This is a genomic window from Myxococcus sp. AB025B, assembly GCF_006518215.1.
Lineage (GTDB): Bacteria > Myxococcota > Myxococcia > Myxococcales > Myxococcaceae > Myxococcus > Myxococcus fulvus.
The window spans coordinates 1-18,540 of record NZ_SRLW01000043.1 but is presented as its reverse complement, the minus strand read 5'-3'; the positions used below and the strand labels follow the sequence as shown (position 1 = coordinate 18,540).

At 70.3% G+C, this 18,540-nt stretch carries 17 protein-coding genes and 1 tRNA gene; 4 read left to right on the top strand and 14 right to left on the bottom strand.

Annotated elements, in window-relative coordinates; genetic code table 11:
• Window positions 1-145 precede the first annotated feature (145 nt).
• Both FL311_RS09780 and FL311_RS09775 read right to left on the bottom strand, forming a co-directional pair.
• Window positions 146-217: transfer RNA gene (locus FL311_RS09780), tRNA-Gln, on the bottom strand.
• A gap of 240 nt (window positions 218-457) precedes the next feature.
• A complete protein-coding gene (locus FL311_RS09775; RefSeq protein WP_141324668.1) occupies window positions 458-775 on the bottom strand; it encodes a hypothetical protein in 318 nt (105 codons plus the stop codon).
• A gap of 766 nt (window positions 776-1,541) precedes the next feature.
• On the opposite strand from FL311_RS09775, the gene FL311_RS09770 reads away from it, so the two are divergent.
• Window positions 1,542-2,384: a hypothetical protein gene (locus FL311_RS09770; protein ID WP_141324667.1), complete on the top strand. Its 843-nt coding sequence runs from the start codon at window positions 1,542-1,544 to the stop codon at window positions 2,382-2,384.
• Window positions 2,385-2,402: 18 nt separating this feature from the next.
• Here the strand turns inward: FL311_RS09770 and FL311_RS09765 are convergent, their stop codons facing one another.
• Complete coding sequence (locus tag FL311_RS09765; RefSeq protein ID WP_194869136.1) at window positions 2,403-2,810, bottom strand: MarR family winged helix-turn-helix transcriptional regulator; 408 nt, start codon at window positions 2,808-2,810, stop codon at window positions 2,403-2,405.
• A gap of 92 nt (window positions 2,811-2,902) precedes the next feature.
• Here FL311_RS09765 and FL311_RS09760 point away from each other — a divergent pair, with 92 nt between their 5' ends.
• Window positions 2,903-3,988, top strand: coding sequence for an aldo/keto reductase (locus FL311_RS09760; protein WP_141324666.1), 1,086 nt, complete (start codon window positions 2,903-2,905; stop codon window positions 3,986-3,988).
• Here FL311_RS09760 and FL311_RS09755 read toward each other — a convergent pair.
• The 7 genes from FL311_RS09755 to FL311_RS09725 all read right to left on the bottom strand — a co-directional run bounded on the left by FL311_RS09755 (window position 3,982) and on the right by FL311_RS09725 (window position 11,582).
• On the bottom strand, window positions 3,982-4,941 hold the full coding sequence (locus tag FL311_RS09755) for a hypothetical protein (RefSeq protein ID WP_228556782.1): 960 nt from the start codon (window positions 4,939-4,941) through the stop codon (window positions 3,982-3,984). The two genes, FL311_RS09760 and FL311_RS09755, sit on opposite strands and share 7 nt — an antisense overlap.
• A 258-nt stretch (window positions 4,942-5,199) precedes the next feature.
• Window positions 5,200-5,952, bottom strand: a complete 753-nt coding sequence (gene bla / locus FL311_RS09750; RefSeq protein ID WP_141324665.1) for a subclass B1 metallo-beta-lactamase — start codon at window positions 5,950-5,952, stop codon at window positions 5,200-5,202.
• A gap of 149 nt (window positions 5,953-6,101) precedes the next feature.
• Window positions 6,102-6,482: a nuclear transport factor 2 family protein gene (locus tag FL311_RS09745; RefSeq protein ID WP_141324664.1), complete on the bottom strand. Its 381-nt coding sequence runs from the start codon at window positions 6,480-6,482 to the stop codon at window positions 6,102-6,104.
• Between the two features lie 55 nt (window positions 6,483-6,537).
• Window positions 6,538-7,191, bottom strand: a complete 654-nt coding sequence (locus FL311_RS09740) for a bifunctional 2-polyprenyl-6-hydroxyphenol methylase/3-demethylubiquinol 3-O-methyltransferase UbiG (protein WP_141324663.1) — start codon at window positions 7,189-7,191, stop codon at window positions 6,538-6,540.
• 188 nt (window positions 7,192-7,379) lie between these two features.
• On the bottom strand, window positions 7,380-9,509 hold the full coding sequence (gene glgX, locus FL311_RS09735; protein WP_141324662.1) for a glycogen debranching protein GlgX: 2,130 nt from the start codon (window positions 9,507-9,509) through the stop codon (window positions 7,380-7,382).
• A gap of 69 nt (window positions 9,510-9,578) precedes the next feature.
• Window positions 9,579-10,853, bottom strand: coding sequence for a hypothetical protein (locus FL311_RS09730; RefSeq protein WP_141324661.1), 1,275 nt, complete (start codon window positions 10,851-10,853; stop codon window positions 9,579-9,581).
• 276 nt (window positions 10,854-11,129) lie between these two features.
• A complete protein-coding gene (locus FL311_RS09725; protein ID WP_141324660.1) occupies window positions 11,130-11,582 on the bottom strand; it encodes a hypothetical protein in 453 nt (150 codons plus the stop codon).
• Between the two features lie 125 nt (window positions 11,583-11,707).
• Between FL311_RS09725 and FL311_RS09720 the strand changes: the two genes are divergently transcribed.
• Entirely contained in the window at window positions 11,708-11,920 is a 213-nt protein-coding gene (locus FL311_RS09720) for a hypothetical protein (protein WP_141324659.1), read from the top strand.
• Between the two features lie 198 nt (window positions 11,921-12,118).
• Here the strand turns inward: FL311_RS09720 and FL311_RS09715 are convergent, their stop codons facing one another.
• From FL311_RS09715 to FL311_RS09700, 4 genes are all read right to left on the bottom strand, one after another.
• Entirely contained in the window at window positions 12,119-12,640 is a 522-nt protein-coding gene (locus FL311_RS09715) for a hypothetical protein (RefSeq protein WP_228556781.1), read from the bottom strand.
• Between the two features lie 332 nt (window positions 12,641-12,972).
• The gene (locus tag FL311_RS09710; protein ID WP_141324658.1) at window positions 12,973-13,686 is read right to left on the bottom strand and encodes an MOSC domain-containing protein; all 714 of its coding nucleotides are present in this window, start codon (window positions 13,684-13,686) and stop codon (window positions 12,973-12,975) included.
• Between the two features lie 123 nt (window positions 13,687-13,809).
• Window positions 13,810-14,223 (bottom strand): Erp protein, encoded by a 414-nt coding sequence (locus FL311_RS09705; RefSeq protein WP_141324657.1) that lies wholly within the window; start codon window positions 14,221-14,223, stop codon window positions 13,810-13,812.
• A 74-nt stretch (window positions 14,224-14,297) separates the two neighbouring features.
• Window positions 14,298-16,781, bottom strand: coding sequence for an RND family transporter (locus FL311_RS09700; protein WP_228556780.1), 2,484 nt, complete (start codon window positions 16,779-16,781; stop codon window positions 14,298-14,300).
• A 449-nt stretch (window positions 16,782-17,230) separates the two neighbouring features.
• Between FL311_RS09700 and FL311_RS09695 the strand changes: the two genes are divergently transcribed.
• On the top strand, window positions 17,231-18,540 hold a 1,310-nt coding region (locus tag FL311_RS09695), incomplete at its 3' end, for an MMPL family transporter (RefSeq protein WP_141324656.1).

Genomic DNA, 18,540 nt, shown 5'->3' with positions numbered 1-18,540 from the left:
ACAGACATTCCGCTGACGGCGCGGAAGGGGACTGTCGCCCTGGCGGACGGCGTGGCTTCGCGGTGGGGGAAGGTTGGGTGGAGTGGGCCAGCGCTTCTACCGGCTCGGGATGGAGCCTTCTGGCGGAACCGATTTTTCAGATCGGGTCAGAACGAAGGATTCGAACCTTCTCCTCAAGATCCAATATCTTGTGCTCTACCAGGTGAGCTAGTTCTGAGCAGTCCCTGGAAGGGGTTGCTCGCTTTGGCTTTCGCGGCGGCCGGCCGGACGCCCCGATGTGAGGGAGTCACCGCGGACGATGGACCCGGGGGACACCCTGTCCGGGACACGAGCGCAGAGCACCCATGTCCGGATTCGGGAGCCCGGGGACAGCCCCGTGACACCTCTGGAATGCGTCGGGGGCGAGGGACGCGGGCGCCGCGTCGGGGCTGACAGCGGGAGATGCGAGGAGTTCGACTCAGTAGGCGACGAAACTAGCGAACTCGCCTGCGGCGAAGGTGCGCAGGGTGCCCAGGCCCACGGCCTGGCCGGTGCAGTCCGCGGTGCGGTATGCGAGGACTTGCTGGACGTTGCTCCAGCCCACGAGCGAGTCCGCATCGGCGGGGAAAGCCGTGCACGTGCCGTCTGGCTGCGCCACGTTCAGGACCGGCTGGGTGAAAGTCCTGGCGTAGAACGTGAGCCCGGTCTGCCCCTCATCGGACGAGGCCTGCGCCACGCCCGTGGTGAGGGCGGCTCCCATGAGCGCCACGGTGGTGAGGACGAGCTTCGAGCGCATAGCCGCATCTCCTGTAAAACGAGTAAATTCGCTGTGCATCCTGAACCCGCCGGATGGGAGGGTCAATCGGAGGGGCGAGCGGGGCCAGGGGATGCCTGGAGCCAATGTTCATGACGAAGCCCTTCGTGTTCTGGAGCCTGTGGGTGGTGTGCCTGGGGTGTGCGGGGAGCCCGGAGGTAGAGCCGCGAGGCTCCTCGGCATGGAGCACCCGTGATGGGTTGGCCGAGGAGTACACCTATGTCGAGCTCACGTCCGACGCGGACCTGGAGACTCGTGCAGGCGCATTCCTCCCCACGGGTTGGGCGCGACAGGCGCTTGGCGATGATGTGGATCCACTCAAGGGCGCCATCGCCACCCGCCCCGTGCGACGCACGCCAGGCGCAGGTCCGCTGCGCAGACCTCCTCTCCTGACTCCACGACCCGCGCCACTCCAGGCTCAAGTCCAGGCGCGACGCACAGTGGATGCTGCTGTGGTGCTCCAAGCAAGGAAGCTCTACCAGCAACGCCTTCAGGAGGCTCAGACCACGTACCCGAACAGCGCGGGATACGAGAACCATCACCTCGTTCCGTTGTACCTGGGAGGGGCGAAGGATGGGCAGACGTACCGTTTGCCCACGGCGTATCACAAGGCCATCACCCGGGCTTTCCGTGAGGAGTGGCGTTATGGTCAGGGACAGCGACCGGATGCACGAGCACTGACGGACATCCTGGTGCGGGTCTATTCCCGGTACCCCATCCCTCAACTCATCGGAATCCCTCCCTGACGATGCGCGAGACGTTCGAGTTCAGGATTGCGGAGGAGCGGGCCCGGAAGTTCCTGGCGCCTGGGCTCGGCATGCGCGTGAACGAGGGGCTGCGCAAGGTGGTGTTGCCCGGGGATGATCCCCGCGTGCGGGAGATTGGCGCCATCGAGCGCAAGCTCCGCGCCGAGGGTGACCTCTTCTTCACCTACTGGAACGTCGAGCGGCGCTACTCGGCTCGGGAACTCGAGTCGGCGGAGTTGTTGAACCTCGTCATCCGAGGGGCCGTCGCGCCCACCGGAGCCATGTGCGGCACGGGCTATGATGCGTCGGAGGCCTGCCCGCATTGTGGCGTTGGAGCACGGCAGACGACGGACCTCATCCTCGACACGCGCCGGATTGCCAAAGGCCGTGACTTCGCGAAGACGCTCGCGGGAGAGGTCGTGGTCTCTTCCAGGTTCGTCGACGCCTTCCAGGAGGCTGGACTGCGAGGCGCGGAGTTCCGCCCCGTGCTGCACCTGGGCGGCAAGCCTTCGCGCCAGCCGGAGTGGTATCAGCCCGTCACGACCTCGAAGCCGCTGAAGCTGGATGCGAAGACGGTCTCGGGCAACAACCCCTTCGACCTCGACGAGCGTGGTGAGCACCGGTGCCCGAAGGGGCATGTCGCGGGCCTCAACCTGCTCTCAGCGCTCCATGTCGACCGGGCCTCGCTCGATGGCTCGGACCTGTTCATCACGGACACACGCTGGGGCGACAGGCGCGGCGAGCTTCGCCCAGAGCCTCGCTGGCTCATCTCTGCTCGGCTCCGGGACCTGATGACCACCCTGAAGGCGAAGGGGCACGTGCTGGAGGTCGCTCACCTGGCCTGAGGTCGCGGCACGCTTGCTTCAGCTCATCTTCTCCAGCAGGGCCCGCAGCTCCGCCTGCTGGGCGGCGGTCAGCCGGCCGAGCTTCGTGCCGAACGCCTCCGAGAGCAGCGTCGTCCCCTGCTGCATGACCTTGCGGCCGGCCGAGGTGAGCTGCAGCCGGTGACGCCGCAGGTCCGCGGTATCAATTTCACGGCGCAGGAGGCCCGCGGCCTCGAGCCGCTTCACATAGAGCGTCACCGAGGGCTTGGGGATGCACAGCGACGCCGCCAGCTCGGCCGGGTAGGGGTGGTCGTCCACCTCCGCCAGCACGAACAGCTCCTTCGTCTCCACGCCCAACGCCGCGATGTCCGAGGCGACACTGGCTATCACCGACATCAACAGCCGGTGGTTCAACGACCAGATTCTCGCCGGGTCGATTTTCGACATGGGCCCTTGCGCGGAAATTGGTTCAAAATTAATCCAGTTCCGGATTGAACTAAATCGTCGTCCTCACAATGTAGCACTCCCCTGGAGCCCACATGCCTCTCAACCACTACGTGACGCTGGGCCGCTCGGGCCTGCGCGTGAGCCCGCTGTGCCTTGGTGCCATGACGTTCGGTGAAGACCTCGGCTGGGGGTCCAGCGTGGAGGAGTCCCAGCAAATCATCGACCGCTACATCGAGCTCGGCGGCAACTTCATCGACACGGCGAACTTCTACACGAAGAGCCACTCCGAGAAGATTCTCGGAGACCACGTCGGTCGCCACCCGGCCCGGCGGGACAGGCTGGTCCTCGCGACGAAGTTCAGCGGGAATCTGTACCCCGGGGACCCGAACGGCGGCGGCTCGGGCCGCAAGTCCATCATCGCGGCCGCCGAGAACTCGCTGCGCCGCCTGCAGACCGACTACATCGACCTCTACTGGCTGCACAACTGGGACATCCACACGCCGATTGAGGAGACGATGGCCGCGCTCGAGGACCTGGTGCGCGCCGGCAAGGTCCGCTACCTCGGCGTCTCCGACACGCCCGCGTGGAAGATTGCCCAGGCCAACGTGATGGCCCACTTCCGCGGCTGGTCCTCCTTCATCGGGCTGCAAATCGAATACTCCCTGCTCGAGCGCAGCGTGGAGCAGGAGCTGGTGCCCATGGCGCTGGAGCTCGGCCTGGGCATCACCCCCTGGTCGCCGCTCAAGAGCGGCGCGCTCAGCGGTAAGTACACCCGCGCGAACGCCGGCCAGCAGAAGGGTGACCGCGGCGTCTTCCTGGAGTCGTTCCTGAACGAGAAGACCTACGCGCTCGTCGACGCGCTCGGTGTCATCGCCAAGGAGCAGGGGACCACCATCGCGCGCGTGGCGCTGGCCTGGGTGCAGGCGCAGCCGGGCGTGAGCTCGACCATCATCGGCGCCCGGCGCCTGTCCCAGCTCGAGGACAACGTGGGCGCCCTCGAGGTGAAGCTGAGCGCCGAGCAGCTCGGCCGGCTCGACGCGCTCAGCAAGCCGACCTTCGGCTTCCCCCAGAGCATGCAGCCCATCTTCCCCGCCATCCACAACGGCGGCACGACGGTGAACGGCGTCTTCATGGAGCCGTCCCCGTTCGGCGTGGTGAAGGGCGAGAAGCCCTACTGAGGCTGGAGCCTGGGCAGCAGCGGAAGGGGCACCGAGGCCGTCGTCTGGGATTGCGCCGGAGGCACGAGCGCGGGCTCGGCCTCGGGCGGCTCGGCGGGCGTCACCGGCTGACAGCTCGCCGGCTCCGGGGACGCCTCCGCCTCGCTCGACGTCGTGGTCCGCGAGGCCCCGCGCTTCGCGGGCAGCGAGCACATGGACGCGGGCGTCGCCACCGTGGGCCGCGCCACGCGGGGCGGCGTCGCGTCACCGCGCGAGCGCGAGTCGCCTCGTGACTGCGAGTCGCTGCGCGTGTCCGCCCGCCCTTCACTCGTCGACGAGGAGGTGGCGGTCGCCACCGCGGACGGGGTCGGGCGCTTCGCCGCCTCGCCGAGCGCCGCCGCCAGTCGTCCGTTGCTCTCGTGCATCTGGTCTCTCGCGCGGTCCAGGCTCGCCTGCGAGTGCGCGCGCTGCTGGTCCATGCTGTCCTGGAGCCGCTCGCGCTCCTTCAGCAGCTCCGCCTGGGCGGCCTCGCGCTGGGCATCCAGCTTCGCGCGGTACTGCTCCCGCTCCTGCTCCTGGTTGGCGCGCAGGCTGTCGCGCTCCTTGGAGACGTCGCTGAGCTGCGCCTCCAGCGCGCCCTTCTCCGCGGAGAGCATCCGCTCCGTGGTCACCATGCACGCCTCGAGCACCTTCTCGTCCGGCTCGCGCACGGGCAGCGGCTCACCCCGGTTCCACGCCACCATGGCGCTGCTCTGCCAGCGGTAGTCCGCGTGCATCACGCACTCCTGCACCAGCCGCGTGAGCCGGTCCGCCGACCACTCCGGCCTTGGCCGGGAGCACGGGCCCACCTCCTCCCGGAACGTGGAAGGGAACGTGCGGGTCTGCTTCACCCAGCAACCGTCGCGCTGCTCCACCTTCACCGATGCGCACCCGCTCGCCGCCAGCACGAGCACCCACGCCGCCACTCGCCTCATGACGCCCCTCCTCCGCCCTGCCCGCCGGCCCGGGCTCCGCGCTTCGCCCCGGAGGCACGGTAGGAACGCCACCAACACCTGCCCATTCGGCGCAGCCCTCACGCCCCGGACGCATGTCCTGGAGCGGACGCCTGAAGGCAGACAGCCGAGCTCACGATGACCCATCCCCGTGTGCTGCCCAACGCTCTCACCTGAAGCCCAGGGCTGGCAGCCAGACGAGGGCCCTGCGCCTTGCTCGTGCACGCGAGATGCGGACGCTCAGCGCAGCAGCGCGCGGGTGTGGTCGAGCAGCTCCGTGCCACCCGGAGCACCGTGGCCCGGGACGATGATGCGCGTGTCGGGATAGCGCGCCTGCACACGCTCGAGGCTCGCGGGCCACGCGGAGACCACGGCGTCCCCCAGGTTGCCCAGGTCCTTCGCCTCCGCGTCCTTCACGAAGCACCCGCCGAACATCACCTGGCTGTCGCGGTGCACCACCACGATGTTGTCGGGGGCGTGGCCCGCCCCGGGGAAGAACAACTCCAGCGGACCGAGCGTCGCGACCTCCGTGAAGGCGCGCGTGGGCACCGGCTTGCCGCGCTCCCTCGCGAGCCTCACGGTGTCCTCCAGGCCATGCACCGGGATGCCCCTGGCGGAGAGCACGGGGATGCCCGCGGTCCGGTCGTCGTGGAAGTGAGTCGCCACGGCCGCGCGGACGGGCTTGCCCAGCGTGTTCGCGGCCCAGTCGGCGAGCTGCTCGGCCTGCTGCTCGTTCCAACCCGTGTCCACGAGCAGCGAGCCGTCCCCGTCCTCGACGATGAGCCCGTTGGCGGGAACGAGGCCGAAGTCCTCGTCCGAGAGCGTCGTGTGCACCCAGACCCCCGGAGCGATGCGCCGCACCGTGATGTCCTTCGCGAGCGTGTACGCGCTCGCGCGCGCCGCCTCCGTGGCGTCCGGACGCGCGGGCGCCGAGGTGCAGGACTGCGTCAACACGAGAAGGGGGACGAGGACGCGAAGCGAGCGTGAGGTCATGGGGTCAGTCTCGGGACAGGGGAGTGCGGTGCACGCCCTGGCAACCTTCGGGCCAGCGGGTCACCCGAGTCCGCGCGAGCTCGAGCGCCACGGATGCGTCCGGGCAGCCACGGCGCCGTGTCCGGGGGGCCGCGCTCCTGCCCGGGACTTCAGCTCGACGCGTCGACGATGACGGTGCACTGGCCGGCGACCACCTGGGGACGCTCGTCCACCCACTGCCAGACGCGCGTGTAGCGCAGCTGCGCGGCGAACCCGGTGCCCGCGGACTGGCCCGCGACGGAGGCCCGCACGACGACCACCGCGCCCGCGGAGAGGAACCGGATGACGGGGGGACCCAGCTCCAGCCGGGTGAGTCGCAGCGCGCCCGAGCCATGGCCCTCCAGGTCCGCATCCTTGTTGAAGACCTGTCCCAGGTGGTTGACGAAGACGAGGTCCTCGGAGAGGAGCTGGTCGAGCATGTCCACGTCGCTGGCGAGCATGGCCTGGCGCAGCGTCTCCTCCGCCGCCAGGATGTCTTCTTCCGTCATCATCCGCAGTGCGCTCCTGGCTGGCCGACCGGGCAGTGTCGCCCGACACGTCGCGGGACTACCGACGCTCGACCTCCCACCAACCGAACCACAAAGTCCGCTCCTCGGCGAGCTGAACCCACCCGGGCGCATGCACGTAGGCGCGCGGCTCCAGCCCCGCGTCCGTGACGGCGCGCGAGGCCTCCTCGAAGGAATACAGATGCAGCGTCACGGCGGGCCCCGCGGTCCGCACCTCGCGCGTGGGGGCCTCGTGTCCCTCGTGGCCGGGCCTGCGCTCCAGCGCGGTGAACAACAGCCGCCCGCCCGGCGCCAGCATGTCCGCGATGTGCCGCAGCACGCGCCGCAGGTCGTCGCAGAAGTCCAGACAGCCCAACGCCAGCGCCACCTGGAAGCGCCCCCACTCCGCGGGGAACGGCTGGTAGTAGTCGTGCGCGTACCACTCGCCCGAGGGACGGGCCTGTCGGGCCAGCTCCAGCATCTGCGGCGCCAGGTCCGTGCCCACCACGTGCACGGAGGGCTGCAGGCCCTTGGTGTGCAGCCCCGGGCCACAGCCCACGTCGAGCACCCGGCAGCCCGGGGACACCGCGTCCGCGAGGAACCGCTCGACGCGGTCCTCGTACCGGCCCAGCACGGGGAAGAGGGCCTCGTAGGCGGACGCAATCTCCTCGTAGATGGCCCGGACGGCCTCTTCCTGGGGACTACCGCGGGACATGGCGCTTGGCTCGCATGGGGACGTCCGTTCTACCGTGCCCCGAGTCCCACGGCGCGCTGAACCTTCACGTGTGTCCACTGTCGAAGGACCACTCGGACGCAAAGTGTCTTCACTGGCGCACGCATCGCGCTCCAGGCGAGAGCGCACGCGTCCGCCGGCAAGCGAGCACCCCGAGGTGCCGCGCTCCTTCAGCGCTCCACCTGCCGGAACACCGCCATCGAGCGCCCCTCCAGCTGGAACCGGCCTCGTGCCGGCAGCTTCTCCGCGCCCCGCGCATCGTCCGCCGTGTACAGCTCCAGCTCCCACTTCTGTCCGTCCGTGAGGGCGGGCAGCGTGTAGGCCACCGGCTCGTGGTGGGCGTTGAGCAGCACCAGCAGCGCGTCGCCGATGATGCGCTGGCCGCGCTCGTCGGGCGTGGGGATGGCGTCACCGCCGAGCAGGAACGCCAGCGAGCGCACGAAGGGCTTCTGCCAGTCCTCCTCGCTCATCTCCGAGCCGTCCGGACGGAACCACGCCAGGTCCTTGTGCTCGGAGTCCCACAGGTGCGCGCCCTTGAAGTAGCGGCGGCGCTGCAACACCGGCTGCCGGTGACGGAAGTGGATGAGCTTCTGCGTGAAGGCGAGCAGCTTCTGGCGCCGCTCGTCCAGCGACCAGTCCACCCACGACAGCTCGTTGTCCTGGCAGTAGGCGTTGTTGTTGCCCTGCTGCGTGCGCCCCATCTCGTCGCCGGCGACAATCATCGGCACGCCGGTGGACATGAACAGCGAGGCCAGGAGGTTTCGCTTCTGGCGCTCGCGCAGCGAGACGACGCCCGCGTCCTCCGTCTCACCCTCCACGCCGCAGTTCCAGGACTGGTTGTCGTCCGCGCCGTCGCGGTTGTGCTCGCCGTTGGCCTCGTTGTGCTTGTGGCTGTACGTCACCAGGTCGTGCAGCGTGAAGCCGTCGTGCGCGGTGACGAAGTTGATGCTCGCCTGCGGCTTGCGCCGCGCCTCCGCGTACAGGTCCGAGTTGCCCGTGAGCCGGTAGCCCACCTCGCCGGCGAGGTTCTCGTCGCCCTTCCAGTAGCGCCTGAGCGCGTCGCGGTACTTGCCGTTCCACTCGCGCCACGGCGCGGGGAAGCCGCCCACCTGGTAGCCGCCGAGCCCCACGTCCCACGGCTCCGCGATGAGCTTCACCCGGCTGAGCACCGGGTCCTGGTGCAGAATCTGGAACAGCGCCGCCCTCGGGTCGAAGCCGCCCTCGCCCGTGCGCCCCAGCACCGTGGCCAGGTCGAAGCGGAAGCCGTCCACGTGCATCTCGTCCACCCAGTAGCGCAGGCTGTCGACGATGAGCCGGGCGCCGTTCGGGTTGGACGCGTTGACGCTGTTGCCGCACCCGGTGAAGTCCAGGTAGTAGCGCGCGTCCGGCATCAGCCAGTAGTAGCTGGCGTTGTCGATGCCCTTGAGCGACAGCGTGGGCCCCAGGTGATTGCCCTCGCACGTGTGGTTGTAGACCACGTCGAGGATGACCTCGAGCCCCGCGGCATGCAGCGCGCGCACCATGGCCTTGAACTCGGTCACCGCGCCGCCCGGCGTCTTGCGGCTCGCGTAGTACTGCTCCGGCGCGAAGAAGCCGAGCGTGTTGTAGCCCCAGAAGTTGGACAGCTTCTTGTCGTCCAGGAACGAGTCGTCCGCGAAGGCGTGGATGGGGAGCAGCTCCACCGACGTGACGCCCAGCTTCTTCAAATGCTCGATGATGGGCGGCGAGGCCAGGCCCGCGTACGTGCCGCGCAGGTGCTCGGGCACCTCCGGGTGGCGCATGGTGAGGCCGCGCACGTGGGCCTCGTAGATGACCGTCTTGCGCCAGGGAACCTCCGGCCGGCGGTCATTGCCCCAGTCGAAGGCGTCGCTCACCACCACGCTCTTGGGCACGCCCGCCGCGCTGTCGCGCTCGTCGCGCGCCAGGTCCTGCTGCGCGTGTCCCAGCGGATAGCCGAAGACCGGCTGCTTCCAGTCCACCTCGCCGTGGAGGGCCTTGGCGTACGGGTCCACCAGCAGCTTGTGCGGATTGCAGCGGTGGCCCTTGGTGGGCTCGTAGGGGCCGTGCACCCGCAGGCCGTAGAGCGCCCCGGGCTCCAGGCCGGGCACGTAGCCGTGGTGGACGAAGTCCGTCGCCTCCGGCAGCGTGAAACGCTCGATTTCGCGCGTCGGGTTCGCCGAATCGTAGAGGCAGACCTCGATGCGGGTCGCCGCCTGGGAGAAGACGGCGAAGTTGACTCCGGTGCCATCGAACGTGGCGCCGCGCGGCCAGGGCTTGCCCGGCCAGACCTCCCTGCTCATACGGGCTCTCGATTCCTCTCAAGGAAAATGCCCGCTGAATGTGGGATGGCCCTGGCGGACCGGCAACCGTCAGGCCGCGGCGGCGTGGTCCAGTGAGCGCCATGTCCCCAGGGCCCAGTCCTCCTCCTCCGGGTCGGCGAAGCTCACCACGCACAGCGCCCGGTGGCGCCCGGAGCTGCACAGGGCCGTCAGCCGGCACTCGCCCGGCTCCATGTGCAGCGACGCGCGGCCGCTCACCCGCTCGCCCTGGTACTCCAGCTCCAGCGCCCGGCGCTCCGCCGTGGTGGTGGCGAAGTGCTCCTCCGCGTCGTCCTCGAGTGGCACGAAGCGGACACTTCGCCGATGGTCCCGGGCCACCCACGTCCCGTCCTCCAGGTGCGCCTCCGCCAGCGAGCCGGGGATGCGGATCTCCCAGCCCGCCGGCAGCGCCACCTGCACCGCCCCGCGCCGGTAGCCGATGGACGGGCCGCGCGCCCCGTGGTGGTCCGCGTGGTGATGGACCGTCTCCGCCAGCGTGCCGCCCACGCCCAGGTAGCCGAGCACCTCGCGCCACTCCCGCCAGGGGTAGGCCAGCTCCGGGTCCTCGCGCCACGCCAGCTCCAGCGAGCGGGCCACGTCGCGCAACAGCCGCCGCTCCTCCTCGAGCAGCGGCGGGCGCCACACCACCTCCGTCCACAGCCGACACAAGGCGCGCCCCAGCCGGGCGTGCGCGCCGACGCCCTGTCGCCACCAGGGGAACACGTCCATGCCCACGCGCGGGTCCTCGTACACGCGCCGCATCCAGCGCTCGTCGCGAGGCCCCAGCGGCGTGAGCAGCGCGCCGGGGTGCTCGAACATGTGGCCGAAGCGCAGGGACATGGAGAAGCCGGACTCACCCAGGCTGCGCATGCGCAGCACCTGGGCCACCGTCTCCTGCAGCCACGCCAGCATGTAGACCTCCACCGGCCCCGCGTCGCCCGTGTGGAAGTAGCCCGTGGGGTCTCCGACGTCCAACGTGTCGTCGGCCTGCACCCACTGGAGGTCGAGCGCCTGGCCCAGGGCCTTGAGCGTGTCGCACAGGAACACGTGGTAGCCGGGGCCCACCGCGGACGTCTCCGCGGAGATGACCACGCGCGAGCCGCTGGCCGCGAGGAACGAGACCTCGCCCGCGGCCGGATGCAGCCGCAGCCGCAGCTGCGGCGCGCCTCGGGGACCGGTGCCGAAGCGACTGCTCTCCAGCCACTCCGACACATTCATCTGGAACCAGCGCTCGACCTGACCCAGCCACGTGCGCGCGTTCTCGGATGTCGGCGAGTGCGGTGCGTCCCCCCCACGCCAGCCGGCCAGCAGCAACTTCAAACTCATCACGCCTCTCTTGGGTTCGGGGCCCCCCGCGCATCGGGGACCGGGCATGTCTCCGCGCCTTGTCAGGAAAGCGCGTTTCACCTTGAAGGTGCCACTGACCCGGTGTGACGGCCGGCCCGTGCTCCACGTCGCGCGAAGGTCCGAGTGCGCGACGGAGCGCTGGCTCGCTCGGCTGCCGGGTGGACGGGCCCAAGCGAGGTGCCGGGTCTTCCGCGCCCCGGTGCGCACGGACGCGGAAGGCGAATGGTGATTCAGTTTTCCAGGAAGGGTGAAGCGTCAGTTCTGGGTGGTGGCGGCCGGGGCGTCCTTGCGGGCGTTGGCGGCGACCTTCTCGGCGATGCGGCTCCAGGCGGCGTGGGTGCGCACGGCCTCGAGCGAGGGCTCGGTGGTGAGGGATTGGGTGGCGGAGAAGCCCTCGTCGGCGGCGCGCTCCAGCCAGACGATGCACTCGTCGAGGCTGCCGGCGCGCGCGGCGATGACGCCCGCGTAATAGAGCCCGTCCGGGTGGCGGAAGCCGTCGTTCCACGCGCGGCGGTAGAGGAAGAGCGCGTCCTCGTAGCGGCCGTCCTCGAGCAGCTTGTCGGCCTCGGTGCCCAGGCGGCGCGCCTCGCTGGCGTCGGGCGGGACGGGACGCGGCACCGGCGGCGTCGGGTTCCGCGGGTCGTTGGTGTGCGTGGTGGCGCAGGCGGTGAGCTGGAGGAGGGCGAGGACCGCGAGGAGACGGCGCATGGCGTGAATACTCCGGGTTGCGAGGTTATCCGGAGAGGACGCTGCCAAGGCCGGGGCCACCATTCAAGCAGGCGCACGCTGCCCGCGGGCACCGGGGACATCACCTTGCGGGAAAGGAGGCCGTCATGAGCAAGAAGGACGTGTTGAAGATTCCGACCGAGAACCTCCCCACCATCCCCAAGCATGACGCTGGCGCCGAGGACGAGCCCAGGCGTCGTGCCCCCAAGACGCTGGACCCGAACACGGGGCCGGGTGGGACGCCGGGCGTGGATGACACCCCGCGCATCATCGAGCCGCAGACGACGCCCGGGCGCTATCCCGGCGTCAGCGTGAGCTGAGCGTCGACAGCGTGACGCGCGGCGAGCAGGCCCATGCCCGAGGCGGGGCGTGGGCCTGCTGTCGTTGCGCGGTCGTGACGGGGTGGGCGCGTCCCCGGGGTCGGCCGGAAACACAGAGGCCCGCGCCGGTCGGGGCGCGGGCCTCCGGAGCTCCACTCGCCTTGGCGCTTCGAACAGCGCCTGGGCAGGGGGCCTTGCCTAGCGGCCGGACTCGGGCTCACGGGGCAGGGCGTCCGGAGCGTACGGGTCCTCGCGGTTGCTGGAGTCGGGCGCCGTCAGGTCGCCGTCGCCCGTGGTGCCGGGGTCGACGGCGGTGTCATCGGCGGGGTCCAGCGTGCCGGAGCCGCCGGTGCCCGGGTCCGTCGACGGGTCCATGCCCGTGGGGGGGCTGACCGGCGTGTCACCGGTGGAGGGCGGCGGGCTCATGGACGGGTCGTCCACGCCGGTGCCACCGGTGCCCGGGTCCAACGTGGGGTCCGTGGAGGGCGGCGGGCTCATCGTCGGGTCATCCATGCCCGTGCCGCCCGTGCCCGGGTCCTGGGTGGTGCCGGTCGGAGGCGTCGTCGTGTCCGTGCCCGTCGTGGTGCCCGTGTCCGTCGTCGTGGGCGCCGTGGTGTCGTCGCGACTGGCGCTCGAGTCGGACTTGCACGCGGTGCTGAACATGAGCGCGCCGGCGGCGAGCGAACCCAACACGACCTTCGTCTTCATGAACTTCTTCATGGTGGCTCCCCTCATTGGAAAGTTCTGGAGTGCTGCGGTGGTTGTGGCTGGCTGCTGCTGGCCGGGAAAGTGAGCAGCCGGAACGCGGCGTGCAGGGGCCGCTCCTCCGGCTGCCTGCTCTCCTGACGACGGCGGGGGCCCGACGTGGGGACGACTTGTCAGGGCGGGACTGTCATTTGTCACCCGCACGTGGAGACGGCCGCCGTCTCGATACCGTCCCGAGGCGCGGGGTGGAGTGTTTGTGATTGACGCAGGTCCCAGGCGTCGCGCGTCTCGTGGTGTTGTCGAGACAGGGCGTTGCCGGAGGTCCTTCGAGCGCCGCTTCGCGAGGCTCAGCCGTCGCTGTTGGGGCCGGTGAGCCGGGGGGCGTCGTCTCCCCGATTCCCCTGGGCGCGGCGGTGCAGGGACTCGCGCCACCTGGGGGTGAGCAGGAGACAGTCGGCCAGGGCCGCGGCGTCCTCCGGCCGCTGCTCGTGCATGGCCTGGTTGGCGAAGGTGACGGTGAAGCGGGGGTGGGGACGCTCCACGAGCTCCAACACGTCTCCCGCGCGGACCTGGCCCTCCTGGAGGACGCGGAAGTACCAGCCGGTGCGGCCGGTGCGTTGAATCAGCAGCGCCAGCTCCTTGTGGCGCCAGCGCCGCGCGGGCTTCCAGCAGGGCTGTCTCGGCTGGGACACCTGCACCACGGCGGTGCCGACCTTCAGCACGTCGCCGATGCAGACGCTCTCCTCCGCGCCGCCGGAGACGACCCAGTTCTCGCCGAAGGCGCCCGGGCCCAGGTCCTCTCGGCCGAGCTGCTCGCGCCAGAAGGCATGGTGTGACGCGGCGTAGGCGAGCACGGCCTTCTCGGGGCCTCCGTGCACGCGCAGGTCCGCCTGGCCGTCACCGGTGAGCCCCGTGCGGGTGAGCCACACGGGCCCCATCACGGGCTCCTTGTGGATGCCGCTGGTCCACGGCCGCTCCATCGGGTCGGCGGCGCCGGGCGTGCCGAGCTCGCGGGGCATGCCGATGTGGAGCGAGAGGATGCGGGGTGTCTGGGGCTGCATCGGCTTCGCGACAAAGCAGGCGCGCGGGGTGCTGTCCAGCGTCGAGCCTGCCTCGGACGTGCGACGGGAGCGGAGGACGCCTCCAGCGAGTCGTCCTCCGCTCCCTCTGGTCGCGCTCGGGCGTCAGTACGTACCGCCGTCCAGCACCGAGCCACCCGCGGGCGGCGTGAAGGTGCCGGACGCGTTGTCGTCCGCGGGGCCTGGCACCGTCGTGGGGCCCGAGCCGCCCATGCCCGCGTCCCCGTCGAACGTGGGCAGGCTGCCGGGCGCCGTGGTCGTGCTGCCCGGAGCCGTCGTGGTGTCATCCGGCATCGTCGTGGTGCTGCCCGGGTTCGTGTCCGGCGTGCTCGGCACCGTGCCCGGCGTCGACTGCGTCGGGTCCTGCGTCATCGGGTCCGTCGTGGTGGGGCTGGGCGTCGTCGTGCCCGAGCCGCCCGTCGCGGGCTCACTCGTCGTGGTGCTGGGGTCCGCCTGGGCCACCATCACCGGCGCTTCCGTCGCGCTGCAAGCCGTGCCCAGCGCCAGGGTCCCCGCCATGGCACCCGCCCACATCCACCGCCTCATGTGCTTCACCATTGCCGCCTCCGTTCGTGGGTATGTGTTGCTTCAGCTCAAGGCGTCGCGTGCTCGGGCCCCGTGCCCCCCGCCGCCGCCCTCTCCTTCACCTCCGAGTCCAACCGCGCTCGCCGCTTGCGGTGCCCCCGCGCCGTCAGGACCAGCAACAGCGCGGGGAACGCCACCAGCATGACCAGTAGATTGGTGGCGAATCCCAGACTGGCCAGTGCCCCCACCGAGTTCAGGCCTGGATGCCTGGCCAGGAAGAGCGCGCCGAACCCCATGGCGCTCGTCAGCAGGCCGCCCGCGATGGCACGCCCCGTCTCCGAGTACACCGCCACGAAGTCGCTGCCCGGCGACGCCAGCCGTGTCAGCAGATGCACGCCCGCGTCCACCGTGGTCCCGATGAGCACGGGGATGATGAGGATGTTCAGATAGTTGAACTCCAACCCCACCACCGGCATCAGGCCAATCAAGGCCAGCAAGGAGACCACCGTGGGCAGCAGGCACAGCACCGCCATGCGCAGCCCTCCCAGGGTCATCCACATGGCGAGCAGCACCGCCAGCGTCGCGCCCCCGAGGATGAGCGGCGCCTCGTGCGTCACCATGTCCAGGATGTCCGCCATCACCATGGACTCGCCCGCCGCGGCCACGCGTCCGCCTCCCGGGGGCGTGACGCCGCGAATCTCGCGCGCCAGCGCTCGCACGGCCTGGCCGTCCGACTGGTTCACCGCCGGGTACACCAGCACGAAGCCGCCCGTCGTCCCCTCGCGTCCGGTGAACTGCTGCCGCACGCTCGCCGGCAGGTCCGCGAGCGTGAAGGGCGGCGCCTGGGTCTGCCGACGCAGCTGCGCCACCTGCGCGCGCTGCTCCGCGGACAGCCGCTCCTCCGGGACGTTCTCGAGCAGCGCGTGGATGTCGCGCAGCACCACCTGCTTTCTCGGCTGGTCCCGGGGCACCAGCGAGGACAGCGAGGCGACGAAGTCGATGGTGGAGTCCTTGCCCCGCTCCCGCTGACGCCGGGCGAGCGCGGACGCCATCGCGTGCTCCTCCTGCTCGTCCCGCGTGAGCACCACCACGGGCGTCTGTGAGTAGCCGATGATGTCGTTGACCTGTCGGTCCAGGACGAACGACGGCAGGTCCTGGTCCTCGAGCGTCCCGAAGTCGTAGTCGAAGCGCACCCGAGGCACCTGGGAGAAGAGCCCCACCAGCACCACCGCGGAGATGGCGGTGATGGCCCCGCGGTGGCGCACCAGCACCCGGCCCATCGAGGACTCGCGCGGCGCGACGCGCGCGTGTCGCGGCCGCCAGCCCAGGCGCGCCGTCAGCCCCAGCAGCGCCGGCAGCACCAGCACGTACGCCGCGACGAGCACCAGCATGCCGATGCCGGCGATGACGCCGAACTCGCGGAACGCCCGGAAGCGGGACGTGCCCAGCACGAAGAAGGTGAGCGCCGCCACCAGCGCGGACACCAGTGCCGCGCCGCCCGTGTGCGTGAAGGACTCGCGCGTGGCCCGCTCGGAGTCCTCTCCCTGCGTGCGCAGCTGGAGATAGCGGCCCAGCAGGTGGATGCCGTGCTCGACGCCCAGGCCCCCGAGGATGGCGCCGAGGAAGCCCGTCAACAGATTCACCTGGCCGTACAGGAGCGCGACCAGCCCGTACGTCCACGCGAGCCCCGCGCCCACCGGTGTCAGCACCAGCCCCACCGCCACGGGGCTCCGGAAGTGGAAGAGCAGGTAGAGCAGCATCAGCGCCGTGGCCACGGCGGACGACACGGCGATGTCGCGGACAATCTGCTGCTGCTGGTCCAGCTTCTTCTGGAAGGTGCCGGTGATGTCCACCCGGAAGCCGGGGCCGTACTTCGACAGGTCCTGCGCGTCGACCAGCCCGCGCACCTCGTCGACGATTCGCCGCGAGTAGGCCAGGTCCGCGGACGTGGTCTCCGGCTTGGCCAGCACGACGACGCGCCCGGCCTTGGCGTCCAGGTAGTAGTCGTCCTGGGCGCCCGACAGCTTCTGTCCGGCCGCGCCGCCGTACTTCGCCTCCAGGTCGGAGAAGTCGAGCGACGGCGCGGGCTCGTCCACCAGCGGCACGTAGAGCGGATTGGCCCGCTGCCGCTCCCACGCCAGCCGCGCCTCGAGCCGGCGGTGGACCTCCTTCAGGTCCTCCTCCGACAGGAAGTAGAGCGCCCTGTCGCGGAAGAAGGCGCCCGTGCGCTCCTTCTCCACGAAGCGGATGCCCGGCAGCTTCTCCAACTGGGGCGCCAGGTCATCGGCGAAGCGGCGCAGCGACGCGGTGTCACCTCCCTCGCCCACCACCGCCACCCAGCCGAGCGCGCCGAAGCGCGACTCCAGCTCCCCCAGGTCCTGCACGCTCTGGAAGGAGCGGGGAAGCAGGTCCACCAGGTTGGCGTTGAGGCGGAGCTTGAGCGACAGCACTCCTCCCACCGCCGCGAGCACCACCGCCAGGCCCAGCGCGAGCACCGGCCGCCGGTGGCTGCGCGCGGCCAGGGCGCCGAGGCCCCGCTCCACGCGCTGCATCCAACGGCGCTCCCCCTGCGTCGATGTGGTCGGCTCCGAGTCCATCCGTCGCGCGGGCGTCCCAGCCTCCCACCCCCGGAGAAGTCCGACGGCGTGGAAGGTGGCACGGCTTCCCCTCCCTCGGGTGTCCGCGAGAGCGGCCCCATGTGGGCGGGAACCTGGGGACGCGGCGCGGGGTGTGCAGTCCGCGCCGCTCGGCCGTCTGCCCTCCAGGAGGCCTTCGGGCCCGGTGCTCGCGGTCCGGCTGCGCGATGCAGGGCCGTGGGCGTCACGAGCCCGCAGGCGGCCGTGCGGACAGTCGAGCGGGGGTCGTGGGGGCCTGTTACAGAGGGAAAGTCATTCGGGGCCTTACATTCCGGCTTACGGCATAAACGCGTTGACTCCCCGGTTGGCGCATGCCCAAGGTGGGCCGCGGGTCGGCCCGAAAACAACACAGCAGGTGTCGCAACATGGGTGAGAAGCGTTGGTCGGAGCGGTTCGAGGGGGCGATGGGCCAACTCGCCGCGCGAAGCCATCGGCGTCCGATGCATGCGGTGGTGGTGGCGGTGGTGCTGACGCTTCTGGGCGCGTACTTCGCCAGGAACCTGACCCTGAGCGCGGACTTCGTGGGCCTGCTGCCCAAGTCGTTCCCGAGCGTCCAGGACATCGAGAAGATGCGCAAGCGCTTCGGTGGCCAGGGCAACGTGGTGGTGGTGGGGATGGGGGCGGAGCCCGAGGCGCTCAAGCGCTTCGTGGATGACCTGTCGCCGAAGCTCGCGCAGCTGTCGGAGATCCGCTACGTCAACGCGCAGCGGCCCAGCGAGTTCTTCAACGAGCACGCGCTGTATTACGTCGACCTGGAGGACCTGAAGACGATTCAGGGCCGCATCGACGCGCGCATCGCGTGGGAGAAGGAGCAGGCCAACCCGCTCTTCGTCCGGCTGGACGAGGAGCCCGCGCCGTCGGTGGACTTCTCCGACATCGAGCAGAAGTACACGGGCCGCGCCAACCAGCGCCTGTCGGGCCAGGGGGACCTGTACTACCTGGACACGACGGAGCGGATGGTGGTGCTGATGGCGAAGCCCAAGGGCAGCGCCGCGGACCTGGACTACTCGAAGAAGGTCGTCACGCAGGTGGAGGAGTTCCTGGCGACGCAGGACCTGTCGAAGTACGGGCCGGGCTTCAAGACGGCGGTGACGGGGACCTTCAAGAAGAAGATCGACCAGCAGCGCGTCATCGTGAGCGACCTGGCGCGGGCGTCCACGCTGGCCATGGTGTTGCTGGTGGTCTACCTGGTGTTCCACTTCCGCAGCGCGCTGTCGGTGGTGCTCACCATGGTGCCGGTGATGGCGGGCCTGGGGTGGACGTACGGCTTCGTGGGCCTGGCGTACGGGCAGGTGAATCTGCTGACGGGCTTCCTGGCGGCGGTGCTCGGCGGCCTGGGCGTGGAGCACGGCATCCATCTGCTGGGGAGATACGGGACGTTGCGCTCGGAGGGGATGACCTCCGAGGCGGCGGTGCGGGAGTCCTTCCGGCACACGGGCTTCTCCGCGCTCATCGCGGCGCTGGTGGCGGCGCTGACGTTCCTGAGCCTGGCGATGTCGGAGTTCAGGGCGTTTCGCGAGTTCGGCATCATCGCGGCGGTGGGCATGCTGGTGAGCATCTTCGCGTACGTGCTCATCCTGCCGGCGCTGTTGGGGATGGCGTCGCGCTTCGGGTGGGCGCCGCGGATGCAGGAGGAGGGGGCGGGGCCCACCCGAAGCGCGACGCCATCCCCAAC

What these genes read in the sequence shown, in the direction of transcription:
- FL311_RS09765 (WP_194869136.1), bottom strand. Translation starts at nt 2,810, where the DNA reads ATGTCGAAAATCGACCCGGCGAGAATCTGGTCGTTGAACCACCGGCTG.
- bla (WP_141324665.1), bottom strand. Translation starts at nt 5,952, where the DNA reads ATGACCTCACGCTCGCTTCGCGTCCTCGTCCCCCTTCTCGTGTTGACG.
- FL311_RS09770 (WP_141324667.1), top strand. Translation starts at nt 1,542, where the DNA reads ATGCGCGAGACGTTCGAGTTCAGGATTGCGGAGGAGCGGGCCCGGAAG.
- FL311_RS09725 (WP_141324660.1), bottom strand. Translation starts at nt 11,582, where the DNA reads ATGCGCCGTCTCCTCGCGGTCCTCGCCCTCCTCCAGCTCACCGCCTGC.
- FL311_RS09745 (WP_141324664.1), bottom strand. Translation starts at nt 6,482, where the DNA reads ATGATGACGGAAGAAGACATCCTGGCGGCGGAGGAGACGCTGCGCCAG.
- FL311_RS09740 (WP_141324663.1), bottom strand. Translation starts at nt 7,191, where the DNA reads ATGTCCCGCGGTAGTCCCCAGGAAGAGGCCGTCCGGGCCATCTACGAG.
- FL311_RS09700 (WP_228556780.1), bottom strand. Translation starts at nt 16,781, where the DNA reads ATGCAGCGCGTGGAGCGGGGCCTCGGCGCCCTGGCCGCGCGCAGCCAC.
- FL311_RS09775 (WP_141324668.1), bottom strand. Translation starts at nt 775, where the DNA reads ATGCGCTCGAAGCTCGTCCTCACCACCGTGGCGCTCATGGGAGCCGCC.
- FL311_RS09730 (WP_141324661.1), bottom strand. Translation starts at nt 10,853, where the DNA reads ATGAGTTTGAAGTTGCTGCTGGCCGGCTGGCGTGGGGGGGACGCACCG.
- FL311_RS09720 (WP_141324659.1), top strand. Translation starts at nt 11,708, where the DNA reads ATGAGCAAGAAGGACGTGTTGAAGATTCCGACCGAGAACCTCCCCACC.
- FL311_RS09760 (WP_141324666.1), top strand. Translation starts at nt 2,903, where the DNA reads ATGCCTCTCAACCACTACGTGACGCTGGGCCGCTCGGGCCTGCGCGTG.
- FL311_RS09715 (WP_228556781.1), bottom strand. Translation starts at nt 12,640, where the DNA reads ATGAAGAAGTTCATGAAGACGAAGGTCGTGTTGGGTTCGCTCGCCGCC.
- FL311_RS09710 (WP_141324658.1), bottom strand. Translation starts at nt 13,686, where the DNA reads ATGCAGCCCCAGACACCCCGCATCCTCTCGCTCCACATCGGCATGCCC.
- FL311_RS09705 (WP_141324657.1), bottom strand. Translation starts at nt 14,223, where the DNA reads ATGGCGGGGACCCTGGCGCTGGGCACGGCTTGCAGCGCGACGGAAGCG.
- FL311_RS09755 (WP_228556782.1), bottom strand. Translation starts at nt 4,941, where the DNA reads ATGAGGCGAGTGGCGGCGTGGGTGCTCGTGCTGGCGGCGAGCGGGTGC.
- glgX (WP_141324662.1), bottom strand. Translation starts at nt 9,509, where the DNA reads ATGAGCAGGGAGGTCTGGCCGGGCAAGCCCTGGCCGCGCGGCGCCACG.